This window comes from Arthrobacter sp. GQ119 (assembly GCF_059759125.1).
Map to the genome: position 1 here is coordinate 233,618 of NZ_JCAXEA010000003.1, position 21,114 is coordinate 254,731.

General features: G+C 65.1%; 24 protein-coding genes, 1 other RNA gene and 1 riboswitch. Of the genes, 10 read left to right on the top strand and 15 right to left on the bottom strand.

The window, feature by feature from the left end; translation table 11 throughout:
• Positions 1 to 2: 2 nt before the first annotated feature.
• The 10 genes from aroA to AC6CH3_RS04690 all read left to right on the top strand — a co-directional run bounded on the left by aroA (position 3) and on the right by AC6CH3_RS04690 (position 8,227).
• A complete protein-coding gene (gene aroA / locus AC6CH3_RS04645) occupies positions 3 to 1,397 on the top strand; it encodes a 3-phosphoshikimate 1-carboxyvinyltransferase (RefSeq protein WP_498131321.1) in 1,395 nt (464 codons plus the stop codon).
• Entirely contained in the window at positions 1,381 to 2,496 is a 1,116-nt protein-coding gene (gene rsgA, locus AC6CH3_RS04650) for a ribosome small subunit-dependent GTPase A (RefSeq protein WP_498131322.1), read from the top strand. The genes aroA and rsgA overlap by 17 nt, the downstream gene beginning before the upstream one ends.
• Positions 2,497 to 2,562: 66 nt before the next feature.
• Positions 2,563 to 3,375, top strand: a complete 813-nt coding sequence (gene hisN, locus AC6CH3_RS04655; protein ID WP_498131323.1) for a histidinol-phosphatase — start codon at positions 2,563 to 2,565, stop codon at positions 3,373 to 3,375.
• Between the two features lie 169 nt (positions 3,376 to 3,544).
• Positions 3,545 to 3,658: riboswitch (SAM riboswitch) on the top strand.
• Positions 3,659 to 3,692: 34 nt separating this feature from the next.
• On the top strand, positions 3,693 to 5,102 hold the full coding sequence (locus tag AC6CH3_RS04660) for an aminotransferase class V-fold PLP-dependent enzyme (RefSeq protein WP_498131324.1): 1,410 nt from the start codon (positions 3,693 to 3,695) through the stop codon (positions 5,100 to 5,102).
• Between the two features lie 93 nt (positions 5,103 to 5,195).
• A complete protein-coding gene (locus AC6CH3_RS04665) occupies positions 5,196 to 5,954 on the top strand; it encodes a class I SAM-dependent methyltransferase (RefSeq protein ID WP_498131325.1) in 759 nt (252 codons plus the stop codon).
• Between the two features lie 31 nt (positions 5,955 to 5,985).
• Complete coding sequence (locus AC6CH3_RS04670; protein ID WP_498131326.1) at positions 5,986 to 6,708, top strand: metal-dependent transcriptional regulator; 723 nt, start codon at positions 5,986 to 5,988, stop codon at positions 6,706 to 6,708.
• 43 nt (positions 6,709 to 6,751) lie between these two features.
• Complete coding sequence (locus tag AC6CH3_RS04675; protein WP_498131327.1) at positions 6,752 to 7,201, top strand: fluoride efflux transporter FluC; 450 nt, start codon at positions 6,752 to 6,754, stop codon at positions 7,199 to 7,201.
• Complete coding sequence (locus AC6CH3_RS04680; protein WP_498131328.1) at positions 7,198 to 7,578, top strand: fluoride efflux transporter FluC; 381 nt, start codon at positions 7,198 to 7,200, stop codon at positions 7,576 to 7,578. Before AC6CH3_RS04675 ends, AC6CH3_RS04680 begins: the two co-directional genes overlap by 4 nt.
• Positions 7,579 to 7,614: 36 nt before the next feature.
• On the top strand, positions 7,615 to 7,977 hold the full coding sequence (locus tag AC6CH3_RS04685) for a hypothetical protein (RefSeq protein WP_498131329.1): 363 nt from the start codon (positions 7,615 to 7,617) through the stop codon (positions 7,975 to 7,977).
• Positions 7,978 to 8,089: 112 nt separating this feature from the next.
• Complete coding sequence (locus AC6CH3_RS04690) at positions 8,090 to 8,227, top strand: hypothetical protein (protein WP_494035101.1); 138 nt, start codon at positions 8,090 to 8,092, stop codon at positions 8,225 to 8,227.
• Between the two features lie 102 nt (positions 8,228 to 8,329).
• On the opposite strand, the gene AC6CH3_RS04695 is transcribed toward AC6CH3_RS04690, so the two are convergent.
• The 15 genes from AC6CH3_RS04695 to galE form a co-directional block, all read right to left on the bottom strand.
• Positions 8,330 to 9,313, bottom strand: a complete 984-nt coding sequence (locus AC6CH3_RS04695) for a trypsin-like peptidase domain-containing protein (RefSeq protein ID WP_494035100.1) — start codon at positions 9,311 to 9,313, stop codon at positions 8,330 to 8,332.
• Between the two features lie 184 nt (positions 9,314 to 9,497).
• Positions 9,498 to 9,866: a transfer-messenger RNA gene (gene ssrA / locus AC6CH3_RS04700) on the bottom strand.
• A 76-nt stretch (positions 9,867 to 9,942) separates the two neighbouring features.
• A complete protein-coding gene (smpB, locus tag AC6CH3_RS04705) occupies positions 9,943 to 10,413 on the bottom strand; it encodes an SsrA-binding protein SmpB (protein WP_400478720.1) in 471 nt (156 codons plus the stop codon).
• Between the two features lie 106 nt (positions 10,414 to 10,519).
• Complete coding sequence (locus tag AC6CH3_RS04710; RefSeq protein WP_498131330.1) at positions 10,520 to 11,956, bottom strand: peptidoglycan DD-metalloendopeptidase family protein; 1,437 nt, start codon at positions 11,954 to 11,956, stop codon at positions 10,520 to 10,522.
• Between the two features lie 24 nt (positions 11,957 to 11,980).
• The gene (gene ftsX / locus AC6CH3_RS04715) at positions 11,981 to 12,895 is read right to left on the bottom strand and encodes a permease-like cell division protein FtsX (protein WP_498131331.1); all 915 of its coding nucleotides are present in this window, start codon (positions 12,893 to 12,895) and stop codon (positions 11,981 to 11,983) included.
• The gene (ftsE, locus tag AC6CH3_RS04720) at positions 12,892 to 13,650 is read right to left on the bottom strand and encodes a cell division ATP-binding protein FtsE (RefSeq protein ID WP_498131332.1); all 759 of its coding nucleotides are present in this window, start codon (positions 13,648 to 13,650) and stop codon (positions 12,892 to 12,894) included. Before ftsE ends, ftsX begins: the two co-directional genes overlap by 4 nt.
• A gap of 186 nt (positions 13,651 to 13,836) precedes the next feature.
• On the bottom strand, positions 13,837 to 14,952 hold the full coding sequence (gene prfB / locus AC6CH3_RS04725; RefSeq protein WP_494035096.1) for a peptide chain release factor 2: 1,116 nt from the start codon (positions 14,950 to 14,952) through the stop codon (positions 13,837 to 13,839).
• Between the two features lie 79 nt (positions 14,953 to 15,031).
• A complete protein-coding gene (locus AC6CH3_RS04730) occupies positions 15,032 to 15,439 on the bottom strand; it encodes a pilus assembly protein TadG-related protein (protein ID WP_498131333.1) in 408 nt (135 codons plus the stop codon).
• Positions 15,440 to 15,510: 71 nt separating this feature from the next.
• The gene (locus AC6CH3_RS04735; protein WP_498131334.1) at positions 15,511 to 16,035 is read right to left on the bottom strand and encodes a hypothetical protein; all 525 of its coding nucleotides are present in this window, start codon (positions 16,033 to 16,035) and stop codon (positions 15,511 to 15,513) included.
• Positions 16,016 to 16,408 carry a TadE family protein gene (locus AC6CH3_RS04740; protein WP_498131335.1) on the bottom strand — a complete coding sequence of 131 codons (393 nt, stop codon included), beginning with the start codon at positions 16,406 to 16,408 and terminating at the stop codon, positions 16,016 to 16,018. The genes AC6CH3_RS04735 and AC6CH3_RS04740 overlap by 20 nt, the downstream gene beginning before the upstream one ends.
• A 6-nt stretch (positions 16,409 to 16,414) precedes the next feature.
• Positions 16,415 to 16,666, bottom strand: a complete 252-nt coding sequence (locus tag AC6CH3_RS04745) for a hypothetical protein (protein ID WP_498131336.1) — start codon at positions 16,664 to 16,666, stop codon at positions 16,415 to 16,417.
• Positions 16,667 to 16,762: 96 nt separating this feature from the next.
• Positions 16,763 to 17,704 carry a type II secretion system F family protein gene (locus tag AC6CH3_RS04750; RefSeq protein ID WP_498131337.1) on the bottom strand — a complete coding sequence of 314 codons (942 nt, stop codon included), beginning with the start codon at positions 17,702 to 17,704 and terminating at the stop codon, positions 16,763 to 16,765.
• The gene (locus AC6CH3_RS04755; protein WP_498131338.1) at positions 17,701 to 18,555 is read right to left on the bottom strand and encodes a type II secretion system F family protein; all 855 of its coding nucleotides are present in this window, start codon (positions 18,553 to 18,555) and stop codon (positions 17,701 to 17,703) included. The genes AC6CH3_RS04750 and AC6CH3_RS04755 overlap by 4 nt, the downstream gene beginning before the upstream one ends.
• Positions 18,555 to 19,778: a TadA family conjugal transfer-associated ATPase gene (locus tag AC6CH3_RS04760; RefSeq protein ID WP_498131339.1), complete on the bottom strand. Its 1,224-nt coding sequence runs from the start codon at positions 19,776 to 19,778 to the stop codon at positions 18,555 to 18,557. The genes AC6CH3_RS04755 and AC6CH3_RS04760 overlap by 1 nt, the downstream gene beginning before the upstream one ends.
• Before the next feature lie 128 nt (positions 19,779 to 19,906).
• A complete protein-coding gene (galE, locus tag AC6CH3_RS04765) occupies positions 19,907 to 20,926 on the bottom strand; it encodes a UDP-glucose 4-epimerase GalE (protein WP_498131340.1) in 1,020 nt (339 codons plus the stop codon).
• Between the last annotated feature and the right edge of the window lie 188 nt (positions 20,927 to 21,114).

Genomic DNA, 21,114 nt, shown 5'->3' on the forward strand with positions numbered 1-21,114 from the left:
GAATGACTGGATCCATCACGGACCCGACCGCCGGCCACACCGGCGATGCTGAGCTTTGGCCTGCACCGTTTGCGGAGCGGCCCGTTGACGCCACGGTGCGCGTCCCCGGTTCGAAGTCACTGACCAACAGGTATCTCGTCCTGGCAGCCCTGGCGGACGGGCCATCCCGCCTGCGGGCGCCGCTGCACTCACGGGACTCCGCGCTGATGATCGAGGCGCTGCGCCAGTTGGGCGCTGACATCCGTGAGGTGCCGGGTGACAGCCCCTTCGGCCCGGATCTCGAAGTGACGCCCATCCCGTCAGGTTCCGGTGCAGTGGACGCCGTCATTGACTGCGGCCTTGCCGGCACGGTCATGCGCTTCGTGCCGCCCATGGCGGCACTCCGCAAGGGTGTATCCGTTTTCGACGGCGACCCGCACGCGCGGGAACGCCCCATGGGCACCATCATCGACGCGCTGGCCGCGCTTGGTGTCAGCGTCCGCGGCGAAGCCGGCGAAACGCCGTCGTCACTGCCTTTCCGGGTTGAGGGGACGGGACAGGTCAGGGGTGGCCATCTGGTGATCGACGCGAGCGCGTCATCGCAGTTCGTTTCCGCGCTGCTCCTGGTCGGTGCACGTTTCACCGAGGGTCTGCACCTGGAACACTCCGGCCACTCCGTGCCGAGCCTGGACCACATCAGCATGACCGTGGCTGTGCTGCGCGGAGTGGGCGTGGAGGTGGACGACTCAACACCGAACCACTGGATTGTCAGCCCGGGCCCGATCCGCGCCTTTGACGAACGCATCGAACAGGACCTGTCCAACGCCGGGCCCTTCCTCGCTGCGGCCCTGGCATCGGGCGGCACCGTGCGCATTCCGGACTGGCCTGCACCCACCACCCAGGTCGGGGACCTGTGGCGGAGCATCCTCCCGGCGATGGGTGCCACCGTGACGCTGGAAGCCGGAACGCTGACCGTCACAGGCGGCAGCGAGATCCGCGGCGCGGACTTCGCCGACACCAGCGAGCTCGCCCCTACTGTCGCGGCGCTCTGCGCCCTGGCCTCCGGCCCGTCCCGGCTCAGCGGCATCGCGCACCTTCGGGGACACGAGACGGACCGCCTGGCAGCGCTGGCGGCGGAAATCAACGGCCTTGGCGGCGACGTCCACGAGACAGACGACGGGCTGGTGATCCGGCCCGCAAAGCTCCATGGCGGCGTGGTCCGCAGCTACGCTGACCACCGGATGGCCACCGCGGGCGCCATCCTTGGACTGGCTGTCAGGGGCGTCGAGGTCCAGGACATCGGCACCACAGCCAAAACCATGCCGGACTTCCCGCAGCTGTGGGCGGACATGGTCGCGCAAGGCACCCACAGCGGGCAGGGCAACGCCGCAGGGACCACCGGTGGCACGCAGCACTGAGTCCTGGGACGAATCCGACGTCCGCATCCGGCCCAACAAGAAAGGCTCCCGGCCCCGTACCAAGGACCGGCCCAGCCACGACGACGCCGTGACGGGACGCATCATCACCGTTGACCGCGGCCGCTACACGGCGGTTGTCGGCGAGGACTCCGGCGACGAACGCACCGTCATTGCCGCCCGGGCGCGTGAGCTCCGCCGCTCCCCCGTGGTGGCGGGGGACTTCGTGTCCCTCGTCGGAGATGTGTCAGGAGCTCCGGACACACTGGCCCGGCTCGTGAAGATCCAGGACCGGAAGACGCTGCTGCGCCGCAGCGCCGACGACACTGATCCGGTCGAACGGGCCGTCGTGGCCAACGCGGACCAGCTGGTGGTTGTTGTGGCGGCAGCCAATCCGGAGCCCCGGACCGGTTTCATCGACCGTGCGCTGGTGGCCGCCTACGATGCCGGCATCGAGCCGCTGCTGCTCGTCACCAAGGCCGACGTGAAGGACCCCTCGGAACTGCTGGACAACTACCGGCACCTCGATTTCCCGGTCATCATCAGCCGCACCGCCGACTCGGCGGCTTCCGGCATCGATGCCCGCTCCGACGACGGACTGTCCGCCCGCCTCGACATAAACGCCGTCTCCGAGCTGCGCGCCCATCTGGACGGCAAAGTCACCGTCATGCTGGGCCACTCCGGCGTCGGCAAATCCACCATGGTGAACGCCCTGACCGGCGCGGAACGTGCCACCGGGGGCGTCAACGCCGTCACGGGACGCGGCAGGCACACGTCGTCGTCGGCCCTCGCGCTGAAACTTGCCGACGCGCCCTCCGGGAGCTGGATCATCGACACCCCGGGCATCCGTTCGTTCGGCCTGGCCCATGTGGATCCGGACCGGATCCTGCATTCGTTCCCCGACCTGGAGCCCGGCACGGAGGCCTGCGAGCGGGGCTGCAAGCATGATGCCTCAGCCGTGAACTGCGGCGTGGACGCCTGGGTGGAGGCCGGCAATGCAGGACCTTCCGGTCCCGCGCGCCTTGCCTCCCTGCGCCGGCTGCTGGGCACCGATCCGCGCATGGAAGCCCAGGAAACAAAGGAACTCGGAAGCGTCAGCTGAGCCGCACGGCGCCTCCGGCCAGCGGACATCCCCGCCCCGCCGGTTCTTTGACGGTAGTTTGGAACCATGACCCAACCCGCTTCGAGCTACAACGACGACCTGCGCCTGGCCCATGTACTGGCGGATTCCGTGGACGACCAGACCATGAGCCGGTTCAAGGCGCTTGATCTTCAGATCGAAACCAAGCCTGACCTGACACCCGTGACGGATGCCGACAAAGCCGCCGAGGAATCCATCCGCGGCCAGCTGTCCCGTTCCCGCCCCCGCGATGCCGTCCTCGGCGAGGAGTTCGGCAGTTCCGGCCACGGCTCCCGGCGCTGGATCATTGACCCCATCGACGGGACCAAGAACTTCGTCCGCGGAGTCCCGGTCTGGGCCACGCTGATCGCGCTCGTTGATGAAGGTGAGCCCGTGGTGGGCCTGGTGAGTGCGCCCGCACTTGGAAAGCGCTGGTGGGCGGCCAGGGGCGCCGGCGCCTATATGGGCCGTTCGCTGGCCGCTGCCACCCGGCTCAGAGTCTCCAACGTCTCGAAGCTCTCGGACGCATCGCTGTCCTACTCCAGCCTCGGCGGCTGGAAGGAGCGGGGAAACCTGGATGAGTTCCTTGCCCTCACTGAGGACGTGTGGCGGACCCGTGCCTTCGGGGATTTCTGGTCCTACTGCATGGTGGCTGAAGGCTGCGTTGACATTGCCTGCGAACCCGAACTGAACCTGTACGACATGGCTGCGCTGGTGCCCATCGTCACGGAGGCGGGCGGCCGTTTCACCTCCCTGGAGGGAACCGACGGTCCCTTCGGCGGCAACGCCCTGGCCACCAACTCGATCCTTCATTCCGAGGTTCTCAAGCGCCTCAACCCGCAGTTGGACGATCTGCTGTAGTTCGGCCCAGCGCGCTTTCGGGGAATATTCGACGTCGGACTCCGTCCTCGGTGCGGGGTCCGACGTCGTATGTTCGGCCAGTTGCCCGAATTTCGGACGGCTGTAACAAACGGCTTAACAATTGCAACCGCTTTTTCATCGGCGGGCGGGTGTTCTAGGCTTTTCTACAGGTCACGAGTGCCAGCGTAAAACCCCGGTTTGCTGGCCGGCAACCCTCCATTCGCGGTGGGGTGCCCCGGGTGACGACCAGGCCGGTCCGGAACGGACCCGGCAAGCGCGGATCCCCGTCACAAGGGGTCCTTTCACAGCGAGGTCCCATGACTACTGCAACCTTCTCCTCCAACACTGGCGCCGGCCTGCTCGACGATCGGTTTGCCGCTGCCGGACGGCCGCTGGCGGCAGTGACCGGCGCTGAAATCCAGGCCCCGCTCATCCAGGGTGGCCACGTGCGCTATGCCAACCTCGACTATGGAGCGTCGGCGCCTGCACTCTCCGTAGTCTCCGCCTACCTCAACGAGATCCTGCCGTTCTACGCCAGCGTGCACCGCGGGGCCGGCTACGCCTCGCAGATCAGCACCTCTGTCTATGAAAATGCCCGGAACATCGTCCGCGAGTTTGTCGGCGGCCGCCCGGACGACTCCGTGATCTTCACGCGGAACACTACGGATTCGCTGAACCTGCTGGCCGGCTGCCTCCCCGTGGAGGACCACGGCCACACCGGGGAAGTCCTGTACCTGGACATCGAGCACCACGCCAACCTGCTGCCGTGGCAGGGCGTGCCCCACCGCAGCGTGGTGGCGTCCGAGACCCTTGAGGCCACCATCGACAGCCTTCGGGCTGAACTCGAGCAGGGCGACATCATCCTCCTTGCCGTGACCGGCGCTTCCAACGTCACCGGCGAGATCCTGCCGATCCGCCGCCTCGCCGCCCTGGCGCACGAATTCGGCGCCCGGATCGTGGTGGACGCTGCGCAGCTCGCGCCGCACCGCCGCATCAACATCGCCGCGGACGACGTCGACTACCTCGCCTTCTCCGGCCACAAGCTGTACGCGCCTTTCGGTTCCGGCGTCCTGGTGGGACGCACCGACTGGCTCGACGCCGGATCCCCGCACCTTGCCGGCGGCGGCGCAGTCAGTGAAGCCCGGCTCGACGGCGTCAGCTGGACCACCGGCCCCGCGCGGCACGAAGGCGGCTCGCCCAACGTCCTGGGCGCAGCCACCCTCGCACGGGCGGCCCAGGTGATCGCCGCCCTGGACCAGGAGCAGTGGCACACGCACGAGGCCGCCATCCGGTCCTTCCTCGTCGAGGGCCTGCAGAAGATCGACGGCGTCACTGTCCACCAGATCTTCTCGGACACCGACCCCGACACCGACACCATCGGCGTGGTCAACTTTTCGGTGGAGGGCTACGACGCCGGACTGGTGGCTGCCTACCTGTCTGCCGAGCACGGCGTAGGGCTGCGCGACGGCCGCTTCTGCGCCCACCCGCTCCTCAAGCGTCTGGGCCTGCCCTCGGGTTCCCTGCGCGCCAGCTTCGGCGTCGGGTCACGGCTTGAGGACGTCCAGCGGCTCCTCGCCGGCATCGAGGAGCTGCGCCGCAGCGGCCTCGGCTGGGACTACGTGGTGGACTCCGGGCGCTGGGTTCCCTCCAACGACACCCGCACCTACCCGCATTGGGCACCGAACACCCCCGGCACCGCGGGCGCTGCGCCCTGCACCCTGGACTGAGCGGCACCCTGGACTGACGGCCGCCAGACGGCGCAGTCACAAATGCGGTAAATTCGAAGGGTCAATTTTTACCCTGCCCTAAGGAGACGGCGCGTGGCACGCGGTGGCCCTAAACTCGACCACGGGCGGCGGCAGGAGCTCGGTCAAAGCTTCCAGGACGGCGGCGAGCATTACCACCGTGTTCGGCCCGGCTACCCGGCTGAGTCCGCGGATTGGCTGGTCCCTTCCGGCGCACGGACGGCGGCCGATATAGGGGCAGGAACCGGCAAGTACACGGAGCTGCTCGTGACACGCGGCCTGCATGTCAGCGCGGTTGACCCCTCCCCAGACATGCTTGAGCAGCTCCGCAACGCCTACCCTGCGGTGGAGGCGCTGGAGGGAACCGCGGAGGACACGGGACTTTCCGGATCGGCATTCGACGTCGTCACGGTGGCGCAGGCATGGCACTGGTGCGACCCGCTGCGTGCCAGCAGCGAGATCGCCAGGATCCTGCGGCCCGGCGGTGTGCTTGGCCTGGTCTGGAACCAGCTGGACACATCCGTGCCCTGGGTCCACAGGCTCTCGCGCATCATGCATGCCGGTGACGTCCACAAGCCGCACTTCCGGCCCCCGCTGGGTCCGGAATTCGCGGGACTGGAAAGCCACCTCACCCGTTGGGAGGACCCGGTCACCACTTCCGACGTCGTTGAGCTGGCGAAGTCGCGCAGCTACTACCTCAAAGCCAACACGGCCAGCCGGGCCAGGGTCACCGCAAACCTGGACTGGTACCTCCAGGAGCATCTGGGGCATACCGAAGGCGAACTGCTGCGCCTTCCCTACCTCACTCAGACGTGGCGGGCTGTCAGGGCATGATGTCGTCCGTGCAGCGGGTAGGCTTGGATCCGTGAAGACCAGTACGCCATCCTCCTCGATCGAGGACTACGTCAAGGTCATCTACTCTTTCACTGAGTGGCAGGACAAGCCGATTACGTCGACTCAGCTGGCGCAGCGCCTTGGCGTCGCAAATTCGTCGGTCTCGGAGATGGTGCGCAAACTCAAGGACCAGGGGCTGGTGCTGCACAAGCCGTACAGCGCCATCACGCTGACCCCGGAGGGAGTGCGCCTCGCCCTGGCCATGGTGCGGCGGCACCGGCTCATCGAGACCTACCTCGTCCAGGACCTCGGGTACAGCTGGGACGAAGTGCATGACGAAGCTGAACTCCTCGAGCATGCGGTGTCCGATACCTTCATCGAGCGGATGGCCGCCAAGCTCGGCAACCCCTCCCGGGATCCCCACGGTGATCCCATCCCCTCCGCGGACGGCACCGTGCAGGTACCGCTTGCCCACCGGATGAGTGAACTCGACGAGGGACACACCGGCCGGATCACCCGCATCAGCGACGAGAATCCGGAGCTGCTGCGCTACCTCGCCTCCGAGAAGATCAACCTGGATGCCGACGTCGAAGTCAGGGGCCGCCGGCCGTTCGGCGGCGCGCTCGTGGTGCGGATCGGCTCCCCGGGGCCGGGAGCAATCCGCGAGGTTGACCTTGCGGATGAAGTCGCCTCCGCCCTGTGGGTGCACAGCGAGGACGTGCACCCGGGATGCCGGATGGCCGGCGCCCGATGAGCGGGCACTCCCTCGCCGCAAACGCGGTGGCGGACGCTTCCGCATGAAGGCCCGTGCCGCCGCGAGTCAGCGCGTGGCGACGGACACTGGTGGCCACGGCTGGAGGGTCTGGGCCGCCGTCGCTGCGGGAGGACTGGTGGGCACCGAGCTGCGCTACGGGCTCGGCGTGTTGTTTCCTGAGCAGTTCGGCACCGTGCCGTGGACTACTCTAGGCATCAATATCGCCGGAAGTTTTGTTCTTGGCATGCTCACGACCATCTGGATCGCCCGGCCGCAGACTGCCTTCTGGCTCCGTGCCGGCATAGGACCGGGACTGCTGGGATCCTTCACCACCTTCTCGGCACTCGTCGCATCGGTGGACCAGTTGGTACGCGGCGGGCTTCACACAGTGTGGCTTGCCTATCTTGCACTTTCTGTACTGCTGGGACTTGGCGCCGCAGCGGCTGGCTGGAAGGCCGGCAAGGCAATCGCCGGGAACGGTGGCCATCCGTGATCGTTGCGCTCGCTGTGCCATTGCTGGTGGGGATCTTCGGCACCGCCGGTGCCCTCATACGGTTTACGGTGGACGGCTGGCTGGCGGGCCGTCCATCACGTCGCCGCCACTGGCCGTGGGCCACGTTGCTGGTCAACATCGCGGGATCCTTCGTCATCGGAGTATCCCTTGGCCTGAGCAGCAGGCTCGGGGCTGAATGGCATGCGGCGCTGGCCACCGGCCTGGCTGGCGGACTGACGACTTTCAGTTCCTGGACCACTGCCACCGTGCGGCTGGTGAGCGAAGGCCGCCATGCCGCCGCAGCCCTGAACATCGGCAGCAACCTGCTGGCCGGTCTCGCGGCTGCCGCAGCGGGAATTGCGCTCGCTGGCGGGTAGGCCCCGCCGCTCAGGCTTACCGTATCGTGGACTGTGATGATAAGCAGACGCGATGCGGCAATTGCCCTTGATGTACCACTGGAAATGGCCCAGCGCCACGGCATTCCCAGCCGGATGACCGAGGCCGCGCTGGCCGACATTCTCGACAATCCCCCGCAGTGGCTGCTCCAGTCCAGGGCAAACCGGACGGGGAAACGTCCGGTCTGGGTGCATCTGCGTTGCGATGTGTGCGGTTACACCGAGGCCGCCAGGCCCAAGAAATGGTGGCCCGAGTTCACGTACGTCAGCTGTAACCATCACAGTCCGGCTGATATCCCGGCGCCCGCCCCCGGGTGCGTGAGGAGCGAGTTCGACGGCGTGGGCAGCCGTTTCGTGGGAATCTCCGACGTTCAGGTGTAAGCCGCAGGCTTCAACCTCCACCGCCCTCTACGGGGCATTACATTCGGCGTGAAACAGGCGTAATTTTACGTAAGAGGGGCTCACTCCTGCCCCTCGTACGAGGGAGCACGCCATGCCGGACAAGTCGCCACACACGCATCAGCAGAAAAAAGCGGGCAAGACCATCAAGCAAAAACGCGCGGACAAGAAAGCGAAGGGGCCTATTGAGGGTCCTCCGGATCCTGTTGCGCACCTGAAGAAACGGTCATAGCCGACCATCATGCAACAAAAGAGCGGGACCGGCTTCCGGTCCCGCTCTTTTGTGTCCAAGCCGCCTTATGTTCCAGCCTTTTGTGTCCTGGCGTTTTGCGTCCTAGCCGGTTTCGGCCATTTCCGCCGGCACTGCTGTTATCTCCAGCTCGTGGCCGTCACGGAGGACCACGAGGGTCATGGGTGCGCCGATGGCGTCGGCAAAGAGGAGCTTCTGGAGGCTTTCGGCGTTACTCACCGGACGGGTGGATGCCCGCAGCAGCACGTCCCCGACCCTGAGCCCGGCTTTTTCTGCCGGGGAACCCGGCAGCACTTCGACCACCCGCAGGCCCTCGCGCTGCCCGGTGCGGACTACCTCATTGGGGCCCAGCCTGATGGGGGTGCTGACAACGCCAAGGTAGGCACGGCGCACCCGTCCATCCGCCAGGAGGGCGGAGATAATCCGGCGGGTGGTCTTGTTGATCGGTACGGCAAGTCCCAGCCCGGCGCCGGCAACCGCCGTATTGATTCCGACGATCCTGCTGCGGGCATCCGCCAGGGCGCCGCCGGAGCTGCCGGCGTTAAGGGCGGCGTCGGTCTGGATGACGTCCTCAATGACGCGACGGTTACGGCCGGCCCAAACGGGAATAGCGCGGCCCAGACCGCTGACCACCCCGGCGGTCACAGAGCCCGCGAGGCCAAGGGGGTTGCCCACAGCCACAACCAGCTGCCCCACGCGGAGGGATTCCGCGTCCCCGAATTCTGCCGGTGCAACCCGCGGCGCACGGCCGCGGACCACGGCAAGGTCGGACAGGGGGTCCGCTCCCACCATCTCAAGATCGGTACCAGAGCCGTCGGCGAAGACGGCGCGGCCCTTCTGGGTCCCGGCCACAACGTGGGCGTTTGTCAGCAGGTATCCGTCCTCCGTGAAGAGCACGGCGGAACCGGCTCCCACGCGGAACCGACCGCTGCGCCGGGTTCCCGTCATTTCGATGGCCGCGACATGCGGTGTGACGGTACTGGCGACCCGGATCACAGTTTCGGAGTATGAATCCAGGGCGTCGTCGCCCCTTTCAGGACCTGATGCCTTTGCCGGCGCCGTAGACATGGCGCGCCTCCCTTGCAGGTAGCTCTTGGGGATTAAGTGCTACCTGTCACAACTCCCCCGGCCTCCGGGCTAGTCCCCGGAAGGCTACGCCCTCGGTGAACAGCCAGCGGATGGGCCATCGGGCGGATGGTTAAACAGCTACAGCCCGGACCGAGGTCCGGGCTGTAGCTGTTCGGTACTGAAACAGTGGAGATGGGGGGAATTGAACCCCCGTCCGATGTCGTGTTGTCAGGGCTTCTCCGGGCGCAGTTTGCGTCGGATTTTCTCGGCCCCAGCCGTCCTGCAAACAGGCGGCTGATCCGGGCCCAGTCATCTAAGAGTCCCGTTTACCCCGATGACGGGGGCAAACAGCAGTGGCTATCTAAATGACGCCAGGATCCGGGGCGATAGCAACCTCGGGCTGACGGACTGTCTTACTGCTTAGGCAGCAAGAGCGAAGTCAGTGCGCTTAGATTCGGCACTTATTGGTTTGCAGAAAGCGTTTACGAGATAATTCTGCATCCTCGGCCCGCTTCACCTGTCGCGACTAACATCGTCGAAACCGATCATCCCCGTATTTTGTTACCAAACCGGCGGGAACGGATTCCTACCGACTACCTATCATAACGCATCCCCGCTGCAGATAATTCCTAGCGGCGGTTGCGTTCCCGCATCACCCGGAGGGCCTCGCGCTTGTCCTGCTGCTCACGGAGCGTCTGGCGCTTGTCGTAGTCCTTCTTGCCGCGGGCAATGCCGATCTCGACCTTTGCGCGGCCGTCGAGGAAATACAGCTGGAGCGGCACCACAGTGAAGCCCGATTCCCTGATCTTGTGGGAAATCTTGATGAGCTCCTCGCGGTGGAGCAGTAGTTTCCGGCGGCGCCGGGCGGCGTGGTTGGTCCAGCTTCCCTGGTTGTACTCAGGGATGTGGATACCCTCCATCCACAGCTCGTCATTGTAGAAGGTGCAGAAGCCGTCGACCATGGAGGCGTGGCCTTCCCGGAGGGACTTCACCTCGGTGCCCATCAGGGCTATGCCTGCCTCATAGGTATCCAGGACATGGTAGTCATGCCGGGCCTTCCGGTTGGTGGCCACTACCTTACGGCCACTTTCTTTCGGCACGGTAGAACTCCTCAGATCTTCAAAAATTGGCTGCCTGGGTGACCCAGGGGACAGTCATTCCAGTGTACGGCAGCGGGCCGGGGCTGCGGACGCCGTGGACCCGAGGTCAGAGCAGGCGCATGGGGTCGACCGCTTCACCGTTCAACCACGTCTCGAAGTGCGAGTGGCAGCCGGTGGAGTTGCCGGTGGTACCCGAGTACGCGATCAGCTGGCCCTGGCTGACCTGCTGCCCCGCCGACACCACGACGCTTGAGTTGTGGTAGTAGATGGTAGTGAGTGAGTTGCCCTGCACCACGCCGTGGGAGATCTTCACGTTGTTTCCGCCGCCGTCATCGGCCCAACCTGAGGAGAACACGGTGCCCGCCGCCGGCGCATAAACCGGTGTGCCGCAGGCTGCGCCGAAGTCGATGCCGGTGTGCATGTAGCCCCCGGAGCCGTAAAAATCCACAGTGCCTGGAGGCGTTGCCCGCCAGCCGAATCCCGACGTGATCGGAACGCCGTCCGAGAACGGGTGGCGGAGGCCAAAGGCCGACGGCGGACCTGCCACGGGCGGCACGTACGGCTGTATGATCCGGGCACGCGCAGCTGCTTCGGCATCACCGCGGGCACGGGCTTCAGCTTCGGCGCGGGCACGGGCGGCAGCAGCGGCGGCCTCGGCGATGCGTCGCTGTTCAGCCAGCCAGGCTTCGCGCAGCTTCCGGTCCCGCTCGACGATTTCGGCCGCGACGGCCTGCTGCCGGGCCTTGACGGTTGCCAGTTTCTTCTGGATTCCGGGCTTGGCCGCTTCAAGTTCTTTGTTGAGGCGCGCTGTGTCCGCGATGAGCTTATCCACCTTGGCCTTCTTGGCGGCTGCCTCGTCGCGGGCGACCTTTTCCCTGGCCAGCGCCGCATCGGCTTTGGCTTTCAGGTCCTTGATCTCCGCTTCGACGGCCTCCAGGCGGGCCTGCGAATTCACGTTCGTGGCGTTCTGCTGTGTCAGCTTGTCCATGGCGGAGTTCTGGCTGCGCATGGCCTGGTCCGCCAGGTCAATCGTGTCGGTGAGGCTGCCCGTGTTGTTCGAACCGAAGAAAAGGGTCAGGTTCGACGGGACGCCCCCTGATTTGTAGGCCTGCGTTGCGATCTGGCCGATCAGCTTCCTGGTATTGGCGATCTTCTGTTTATCCGCGTCAAGCTGCTGGGTGATCTTTGCCTTGTTCTGCTGGGCAAGATCAACGCGGGCAGCCAGGGCCTCCACTTCCTTCACGGCGCTTGCCACGCGTCCCTGGGCCTCAAGCAGTGCCTGCTGGGCGCCGGGCAGCTGGCCACGGAACATCACGAGATCCGCGGCGGCTTTGGAGATCTTGGCATCAACGAACTCGAGGGACTGCTGGACGCGGGACGCTTCGGCCCTGAGGGCGTCTTGCTGGTCTTCCAGGTCACCGGCGAACGCCGGGGCTGAGGCTCCGAGCCCGGCCGCGAGCACTACGGCGAGGGCGGCGCTGATGAACCTGCGTTGGCTCCCCGCAGGGATGCTCGGCAGGGACCGGCCGGGCTTCGCGATCATGGGGATTCCTTTTAAGTTCATGGACTACACCCTCAAGTATCGGCGGAGTGTCAAGAGCGACGAAGTGCCGGCCAGAACCACGCCCAGTCCGACGAGGGCCGGGGCAAGCAGCAGCGTCTGGGCCGGGGAAATGAATGCCGTGTCGGGGTACTGCTTGGACATGTATTCGCCCAGGAAGAAATGGGCCACCGCCCAAAGGGTGCACGATGCCAACGTTGCTCCAATCACCGCAGCGATGACGCCCTCCAGGATGAAGGGCAGCTGGATCACCGTCTTCGAGGCGCCCACGAGCCTCATGATGCCCGTCTCGCGTCGTCGGCTGAACGCCGAGAGCCGGATTGTGGTGGCAATCAGCAGGATGGCGCAAACCGTCATGACACCCGCGATGATGACTGCAACGAGTGAGGCGGCGTTCATGACCGAAAACAGCCGCTCCAGGACCTGGCGCTGGTCGATCACGGTTTCCACACCCGGCTGGGAGGAGAAGGTCTCACTGATGATCTGGTACTTTTCCGGATCCTTCATGTTGATCCGAAAGGAGGCGGGAAGCTGGTCCGGGGTGACGGAGTCGACGATGGGAGAGTTTGAGAACTGTTCCTTGAAATGCTTGTAGGCATCTTCCTTGGACTCAAACTGGAAGTCGTTGATGTACTGGGACACCGCCGGTGACTCAAGGAGCGTCCGTAAATTGTCCTGCTGCTCGGGTGTCGCTGATCCGGAAGCGCAACCGGCCGCCGTCGAACCTTCACCACAGAGGAAGATGGCCACCTGGACTTTGTCGTACCAGTAGCCCTTCATCTGGGTGATCTGCAGCTGGAGCATGCCCGCGGCGCCGACGAACGTCAGTGAGACGAAGGTGACCAGGATGACCGAAACCACCATCGACAGGTTCCGCCGCAGGCCGCTGCCGATTTCTCCGAGGATGAACTGGAGCCTCACAGCCTGCTCTCCCCTGCCTCGTCGCGTCCACTGGCATCCTTGAGCCTGCGGGACTGTCCGACGACGGGAATCATGGACGTATAGAGGGCGCGGGCCTCGTCACGGATGACCACGCCGTTCTGGAGCTCCACGACGCGCTTGCGCATCTCGTTGACTATGTCGTCATCGTGGGTCGCCATGACCACGGTGGTGCCGTTCTGGTTGATCTTGTCCAGCACGCCCATGATGCCCATGGACGTGGTGGGATCCAGGTTGCCGGTGGGCTCGTCAGCCAGCAGGATGCCGGGCCGGTTGACTACGGCGCGGGCGATTGCGACGCGCTGCTGCTCGCCGCCGGAAAGCTCGTGCGGCATGCGCTTCTCTTTGCCTTCCAGGCCGACGGTCTTGAGGACCTCGGGGACGGTGTCCCGGATGACGCTGCGGCTCTTGCCGATGACCTGCATGGCGAAAGCGACGTTCGCGAACACATTCTTCTGCGGAAGCAGGCGGAAGTCCTGGAACACGACGCCGATTCCGCGGCGGAGCCTCGGCACCCGCCAGCTCGAGATGTTGGCGACGTTCTGCCCCGCGACATAGACGGCGCCGGACGTGGCACGGTCTTCCTTCAGCACCAGGCGCAGGAACGTCGACTTGCCGGATCCGGATGCGCCGACGAGGAAGGCGAATTCACCACGGTCTATCTCAAGGGTGACCGAATCCAGCGCGGGCCGGGTTGTCTGGTCGTAGACCTTGGTGACATTTTCGAAACGGATCATGATCCTATGAACCCTGCAGGGCCTTGATGGCCTGGTCTGCAACCGGTGCGGGGGCTTTCGCTTGGGGAAGGAGAGCTCCGGCTTCTCGACTATACCTACGGGCCAAGGCGCTCCCGGGGGAGTCAGGAGGGCGTGTCGCGGTATTGGGGCCGAATGTCCGCGGCGGAGCCGTGGGGTCAATGAAGCTTACTTTTCGGCGTTGCGGTTGTCGGTGCGCCAGCGGATGCCGGCTTCGATGAAGTCGTCGATCGCGCCATCAAACACTGCCGAGGTGTTGCCGACTTCGTGCTCGGTCCGCAGGTCCTTCACCATTTGGTACGGATTCAGGACGTAGGAACGCATCTGGTCGCCCCACGAAGCCTTGACGTCACCGGCGAACGCCTTCTTCTCGGCGTCCTCCTGCTCCTTTTTGAGCAGCAGGAGCCTGGACTGGAGCACGCGGAGGGCGGCGGCACGGTTCTGCAGCTGGGACTTTTCGTTCTGCATGGACACCACGGTGCCTGTCGGGATGTGGGTCAGGCGGACCGCGGAGTCCGTGGTGTTGACGGACTGGCCGCCGGGGCCCGAGGACCTGAAGACATCCACGCGGATCTCGTTGTCCGGGATCTCAATGGAGTCGGTTTGCTCGATGAGCGGAATGACCTCCACGGCGGCGAAGGACGTCTGACGGCGGCCCTGGTTGTCGAAGGGGCTGATGCGGACCAGCCGGTGGGTGCCGGCTTCGACGCTCAGGGTCCCGAAGGCGTACGGCGCGTTGACTTCGAAGGTCGCGGACTTGAGCCCGGCCTCCTCAGCATAGGACGTATCCATGACCGTGGTGGGATAGCCGTGGCGCTCGGCCCAGCGCAGGTACATCCGGAGGAGCATTTCCGCGAAGTCGGCGGCATCCACACCGCCTGCCCCGGCGCGGATGGTCACCACGGCCTCGCGCTCGTCGTATTCACCGGAGAGCAGCGTGACGACTTCCAGTTCCTCCAGGGATTTGCGGATCGACTCAAGTTCCGCCGCGGCCTCACCCATGGAATCGGCGTCGTCCTCGTCCTGGCCCAGTTCCACCAGGACCTCGAGGTCGTCGATGCGCGAGGCCAGCCTGGTCAAACGCTCGAGTTCGGACTGGCGGTGCGAGAGGCGCGACGTGATTGTCTGAGCGGCTGCGGGGTCGTCCCAAAGATTCGGTTCGCCGGCGCGCTCGCTCAGTTCTGCAATGTCTTCCCTCAGCGCCTCGACATTGGTGACGTTTTCAATGGAGGTGTAGGTGGCGCGCAATGCGCGGATCTCTGCAGAAAAATCAATTTGAGCCATGGTGGTTTAAGCCTACGCTATCCGCCTCCTCCGGCCGGACGGTGCACCTACGCCTCTCCCTGCGGTGCGGCACTAACCTTCAGCGCGTGAGCCTGGACCGCGCAGTGGACGACGCCTCGATCCTTATCCCGTCCGGCACGAGGAAGTTCACCACCGGCGGATGGACTGCGGCGCTGAGAACCACGACGGCGGTGGAGCCGTCGGGCGAGCCCGTCGCCGGAGCGACGGTAAGCCCGGAATGGCGGGCAAACCCGCCATTCCGGTTGAGGTAGTCGCTGGCCACGTTCCTGACACGGTCTCCGCTCAGTGCGGCACTGGGAGTACCGCCTGCCGTTTCCACCTCGCCCAGGGTGAAGCTGCCCGCAGCCGCAACCGATGCGCCGTCGGCCAAGGACAGGAGCTTCTTGTGCTCGATGTAGAGACTGGATGCGGCCATCACCACGGTGCTGACCAGGAGTGCCAGCATGACAAAGCCAATGACGAGCACGGTTATCTGCCCGTCCTCGGCGACCGCCTTCCCGGACGGCCCGGAGGATGGCGGGCGGCGCGCGGGGCATTTCAACGGAATCTGCCCACAATCTGGGTTGCCGTGGCGTTCAGTTGGCTGGCATTAAGGTGGAACGCGTCACTAAAGGGGACAAACGGCAGGGGCACACTTAGGTGCACGGTCACGGTCACTGCAGAGCCCGCGGCCATGCAGTCGCCACGGTCGCACCTCACTTCAACGCGGGCGTTTTCGGCAGCATGGCCGTAGTCGGCGATGGCCATGACGGCCGCCTGCTCTGCTGCTGCCCTGCCGGACGATTCGTCGGGCTGGGCCACGAATACCTTGGCCGCCTGGTCTGCTGCCCCGACCACGGCAAACGAACCTCCCTGTATCTGGCCGACGGTGATGATGAAGTACACGACCGGCACCATGAGGAGCAGCCCCAGAAAAGTGAACTCCACGACTGCACTCCCGCGCTCGCCCTGGTCGTCAGCCGGAGATGCCCGCTCATCTCCCAGTCCTGCGCCGGCTCCGTTCTCGGTTGGCTGCGCCACGGGGTGAGGCCAGAACTGCGGCTCAGTTGTTGATCGCTGCATGTCCACTTACTTCCAGCAAGTCGCGCGGACCGATCAAACCGATCACTGGCATCGGCGCCCTGACGGTAACCTCCAGGGCGCGCAGCCCCTGAAACGTGACCTCGCGTGTCTGAATGTCCTGGGCGAAGTCGGCGTTGAGTGCCGTTTGGATGAGCTCGCCTGTGCGCTGGCGCGCGTCGGTGACGCTGCGGTCGGCCAAGGTCCCGTACCGGGCGCCCGACGCCGCAGCATCGATCAGTGTGTTCCGGACGTGCAACACGAGCGCGAGCTGGATGATGGCGAGAAAGAACATCGTGAGCAGCCCACCCACCAGGACAAAGTCGACGACCGCAGAACCTCTCTCACGCTCGGAGTGGGCGGCGGCGACCGGCATCATCGCCTATTTTCCGACCGTGTCCATTGCCTGAATGAACATGGCCTCAAGCGCCGGTCCGGCGAGTGCGAGCAGAGCCGCCACCAGCACCGCCGACATGAGGGTGATCATGACCCATCCCGGAACGTCTCCCCGTTCGGCGTGATCACGGCTGTGGGGCTCACCGCGGCGATGTTGCCGGACCGAGGCCGCAGCTCCCCCGACGCGCAGCCCCAGCGCGCGCACTAATGCAATTCCATGCCTGGCGATGTGTGTCATTTTGATTCCCGTTTCTTTTCTTTGAGATGGCGAGTACTGGCTAAGGACAACGCGGATTTCCGCAAGGGGTCAGGACTAAAAGGCCCACGGACCACGTCACAGGTTCAAATTCAGGGCGGCCAGGCCCGGGAACACCGCGAAGACCACGGTGAGGGGCAACACGCCGAAGACAAGGGGCACCATCATCGCGATCTCTTTCTTGCCGGCAGACTCCATCAGGTCGCGCTTTGCGGTATCCCTGACGTCCTGGGCCTGGGCCCTGAGCACGTCGGCCAAGGGCGTGCCCCTCTCCACTGCGACGATGATTCCGTCCACGAAACGGACGAGCGGCCCGAGATCGGTCCGTGAGGAGAACTCCTGAAGGGCCTCCACGAGGGGTTTTCCGGCACGCGTTTCAACGAGCACTTTCTCAAACTCCCTGGAGAGTTCCCCGCGGGCGCTTCTGCAAACCCTGTCCAAAGCACCGGTGGCACTCTCCCCCGCGCCAACAGCGAGCGCCATCAGCTCAGCAAGGCTGGGAAACTCAGCCATCATTCGGCCCTCCCGCTTCCTGATCTGCACCCCCAGCCAATAGTCGCGGAACAGGAACCCGCCCGCCGCGCTTCCTGCTGCAATGACGACGGCCAGCACCGGGCTGAATCTCCCCGCCATGGCACCGAGAACTATCATCCCGACCGTGACCACGAAGGCACCCACGGCCCAGAGAAGCTGTTCGGCGCGAAAATGAACCGGCGATTTGCTGATTCCTGCCTGCGCCAGCCTGCGGGCCAGGGCTGAGGACCCCAGGTTGAACTTGCCCAGCTTTGCCAGCCCGTCCCTGATCAGGGGACGCACGATACGCTCGAGCGGCCCGAAGGGCGTGAGATTGTGGTCAGCTGCCCTGAGCAGCCTGGATTCCATGTTCTGGGCTTTGAGCTGCGGCTCTATCCGCTCCGCAAAGGAGACGGGCCGCATGAACGGAAGGCGGACCAGAAGTAGCCACAGGCCGGCGCCGAGGAGCAGGCCGCACGCGATTTCGGCTGCAGGGAGGGTCGTCATCGCAGGACCCTCTCCTCTGCAGGAAGCGCACCAATCCGCAGCATGATCGAGTAGCACACCAGGGAAACCACCAGCCCTCCGAGCAGGACTGCTGCACCCATGGTCGTGTTGTAGGCAGCCACGGCCTCCGGGCGGCTCACCAGCAGCACCATGACCAACCAGGGGGCCGCGACGGCGAGCCGGGCGGCGTTGACTGTCCAGGACTGTCGGGCTTCCAGTTCACTCCTGGTTCTGGCACTTTCCCGGAGGAACTCGGCAAGTGTCCCCAGGAGCCTGCCGAGGTCTGAACCGCCCACTTCCCTCGTGAGCCTCAGCGCTTCGATGATGCGATCTGCCACTGGATCAGCAAGACGGTCCTTGAGCTTGTTCAGTGAAGCATCGAACTGGCCACCAGCCCGGTAGTCGGAGCCGAAATCACGAAAGACGTGACGAAGTTCCTCCGGCCCTTTCTCGCCCAACTGGATGAGGGCCTCCGGCAGCGATAGACCCGCCCTGATCGCGGATCTAAGGTGATCAACAACGTCCGGCCACAGCCGCCGCAAAACCGCAGCCCGCCGTCGGGCGCGCCACCTGACCGCCATGATGGGAAGCCAGGCTCCGAACAGCCCGAAACAACATGAAACCGGCCACGACTTGCTGACGGCAAAGAAGGCCAGCATCACGAAAAGCCCAAGCCCCAGGCAACTGCCGACGAGACCGGCGCCCGTCACTTTTTCAACCCCGGCCGCAAGCAGCAAGTCGTGGAGGCGGCTGGTCCGCGGTTCCTGCCTGACGCTTTCCGGTCGTTCCCAGGCCGACCACCAGATGAGAAAGAGGCCCGCCCCTGCCAGCACGCCAAGCAGCGGAGCCATCAGCGCGACTCCAGCAGTGCCGCAACGTCGTAACCCGACCGGGCGAACTTTTCCGGCGCGGGCATCGAGCTGGCGTTCGGCTGCAGTTGTCCGTCGACGAGGGAAAAGACCATGGACGATTCGATAACGCCGTTCTCGACCCGCCTTCCCAGGGACAGAATCTCAGTCACCCGCCTGCGTCCGTTCACCTGTCGGCTGCAATGGACTACAAGGTCGATGCAGGAGGCGACGGTGGGCACAACGAAGGCACTGGAAATGTTGTCCCCCGCCAGCAGCGGAAGGGTGCAGATCTTCGTCACGGCATCATGGGCCGAATTCGCATGGACCGTGCACATTCCGGGAAGGCCCGAATTCAAGGCGATGAGCATGTCGAGGCTTTCGGCTTCCCGGACCTCTCCGACCACCAGGCGGTCCGGGCGCATCCGCAGCGCCTCTTTGACCAGCCGGCGCAACGGAATCTCCCCCTCGCCTTCGAGGTTGGGCTGGCGACACTGAAGTCCCACCACGTCACGCAGCGGAAACTGCAGCTCAAAGATTTCCTCCACCGTGATGACCCGCTCGCGGCTGCCGATGCTGGCAGCAAGGCAATTCAGCATGGTGGTCTTGCCGGCCTGGGTGGCGCCCGAAACCAGGATGTTGAGTCCGCTGGCCACCGCGGCTCCAAGGAACCGGGCGGACTGCGGTGTCAGGGTTCCGAGGTCGACGAGGTGCTCGAGACGGCTCGCCTTGACTACGAACTTGCGGATGTTTATGGCCCAGTGCCGCCTGGTCACGTCAGGGATGACCACGTGCAGCCGGGAGCCGTCCGGCAGCGCTGCGTCGACAAACGGCGAGGACATGTCGAGGCGCCGTCCCGAGCTTTTGAGCATCCGCTCCACCAGATCGCGCACCTGTTGGTCGGTGAGGCTGAGCGACGTGAGCTCGGATTCGCCGTTGCGGGCCACGTAGACCTCGTTTGGCGCGTTGATCCAGATTTCCTCGATGCCCGGATCATCGAGCAGAGGCTGGAGGACGCCGAATCCTGCCACGGCGTCAAAGACAAACCTTCGCGCGGTGTCAGCCGAGCCAAGCGGAGGCAGCGGACCCATCAGGGCGCGCTCGTCATAATCGCTGACAGCCGCGTCAACGAGCCGCCGGACCTCCCCGGCCTGCCGGAGCGGATCCAGGCCCCGCCGACGGATAAGCTCCCGAACTTCGTCCTCGACTATCCGCACAGCATCCATCAGGCCCCCCGTACCCCTGCCACCCCCAGCGGAGGCAGTGCAATTGGGTTAAAGCTAAGGGATCGGGATCACGAGGCATAGTCAAACAGCCAAGTTGTGGATAAGTCAGGGCACGCCCCGGGCAGGGACTACTCGTCCCCGCCGTAGCCGAAGGGGTTGGAGCTTTGCCAACGCCAGTGGTCCTCACACATCTGCGCGAGATCGCGATGCGCCGACCAGCCCAGATCTGCGAGGGCGGCAGAGGCATCCGCGTAGCTGACAGCTGCATCCCCGGGCCGCCGCGGTGCGAACTCGTACGGAATCGGGTGCCCGGCCGCAGCCCCGAACGCGTCGATGACTTCCAGCACGGACGAGCCGCGGCCGGTGCCGAGGTTCCAGCGGAAGGACCCGGTCTTGGTTTCCAGGTAGCGGAGGGCGGCGAGGTGGCCGGCAGCGAGGTCCATCACGTGGATGTAGTCCCGGACGCCGGTGCCGTCCGGCGTGGGGTAGTCGTTGCCGAACACCATGACCTTCTCCCGGCGGCCCACAGCCACCTGGGCAACGAACGGCAGCAGATTGTTGGGGATCCCGCGCGGGTCTTCCCCGATGCGTCCCGACTCGTGCGCGCCCACGGGATTGAAGTAGCGGAGCAACGCTATGCTCCACCGCGGATCCGCGTCGCTCAGGTCGGAGAGGATGTCCTCGATCTGTTCCTTGGTGCGGCCGTAGGGGTTGGTGGCGTCCAGGGGTGATTTTTCAATCAGGGGAACGTGCTCGGAGGCGCCGTACACCGTGGCGGACGAACTGAACACCAGCCGGCGCACTCCGGCCTTCTCCATGCTCTCCAGCAGGTTGAGCGTGCCGACGACATTGTTCCTGTAGTACCACAGCGGCTTCTCGACCGACTCCCCCACGGCCTTTAGCCCGGCGAAGTGGATGACAGCGTCGAAGCCGCCTTCCGCGAAAACGGCATCGACTGCATCGGCGTCCAAAAGGTCGCCTTCCCGGAATGCCACCGCCTTGCCCGTGAGCTCTTCAACGCGATGGACGGCCTCGACACTGGAATTCATGAGGTTGTCGAACACCACAACCTCATGTCCGTCCTCGAGCAGACAAAGTGCGGTGTGCGATCCAATGTACCCGGCCCCGCCGGTGACCAAAACCTTCATGGCCCCCAGTCTAGGACAGCCAGCTACTCCCGCTTGTCTATGACAGGGCGCGGGGGCCTGGGCCGGGCCTCACGCTGGCGCCTCAACGCGATCAAGAGCCACAAATCACACAGATGCCACATTAGTCCCAGTCGTCACTTCATTACCACAAATGCTAGTATTGCTGCGAACATCGCTGCAGGTGTGAA

What these genes read in the sequence shown, in the direction of transcription:
- aroA (WP_498131321.1), top strand. Translation starts at nt 3, where the DNA reads ATGACTGGATCCATCACGGACCCGACCGCCGGCCACACCGGCGATGCT.
- hisN (WP_498131323.1), top strand. Translation starts at nt 2,563, where the DNA reads ATGACCCAACCCGCTTCGAGCTACAACGACGACCTGCGCCTGGCCCAT.
- AC6CH3_RS04660 (WP_498131324.1), top strand. Translation starts at nt 3,693, where the DNA reads ATGACTACTGCAACCTTCTCCTCCAACACTGGCGCCGGCCTGCTCGAC.
- AC6CH3_RS04675 (WP_498131327.1), top strand. Translation starts at nt 6,752, where the DNA reads ATGAAGGCCCGTGCCGCCGCGAGTCAGCGCGTGGCGACGGACACTGGT.
- AC6CH3_RS04685 (WP_498131329.1), top strand. Translation starts at nt 7,615, where the DNA reads ATGATAAGCAGACGCGATGCGGCAATTGCCCTTGATGTACCACTGGAA.
- AC6CH3_RS04690 (WP_494035101.1), top strand. Translation starts at nt 8,090, where the DNA reads ATGCCGGACAAGTCGCCACACACGCATCAGCAGAAAAAAGCGGGCAAG.
- AC6CH3_RS04695 (WP_494035100.1), bottom strand. Translation starts at nt 9,313, where the DNA reads ATGTCTACGGCGCCGGCAAAGGCATCAGGTCCTGAAAGGGGCGACGAC.
- AC6CH3_RS04710 (WP_498131330.1), bottom strand. Translation starts at nt 11,956, where the DNA reads ATGATCGCGAAGCCCGGCCGGTCCCTGCCGAGCATCCCTGCGGGGAGC.
- ftsE (WP_498131332.1), bottom strand. Translation starts at nt 13,650, where the DNA reads ATGATCCGTTTCGAAAATGTCACCAAGGTCTACGACCAGACAACCCGG.
- prfB (WP_494035096.1), bottom strand. Translation starts at nt 14,952, where the DNA reads ATGGCTCAAATTGATTTTTCTGCAGAGATCCGCGCATTGCGCGCCACC.
- AC6CH3_RS04735 (WP_498131334.1), bottom strand. Translation starts at nt 16,035, where the DNA reads ATGCAGCGATCAACAACTGAGCCGCAGTTCTGGCCTCACCCCGTGGCG.
- AC6CH3_RS04740 (WP_498131335.1), bottom strand. Translation starts at nt 16,408, where the DNA reads ATGCCGGTCGCCGCCGCCCACTCCGAGCGTGAGAGAGGTTCTGCGGTC.
- AC6CH3_RS04745 (WP_498131336.1), bottom strand. Translation starts at nt 16,666, where the DNA reads ATGACACACATCGCCAGGCATGGAATTGCATTAGTGCGCGCGCTGGGG.
- AC6CH3_RS04750 (WP_498131337.1), bottom strand. Translation starts at nt 17,704, where the DNA reads ATGACGACCCTCCCTGCAGCCGAAATCGCGTGCGGCCTGCTCCTCGGC.
- AC6CH3_RS04755 (WP_498131338.1), bottom strand. Translation starts at nt 18,555, where the DNA reads ATGGCTCCGCTGCTTGGCGTGCTGGCAGGGGCGGGCCTCTTTCTCATC.
- AC6CH3_RS04760 (WP_498131339.1), bottom strand. Translation starts at nt 19,778, where the DNA reads ATGGATGCTGTGCGGATAGTCGAGGACGAAGTTCGGGAGCTTATCCGT.
- galE (WP_498131340.1), bottom strand. Translation starts at nt 20,926, where the DNA reads ATGAAGGTTTTGGTCACCGGCGGGGCCGGGTACATTGGATCGCACACC.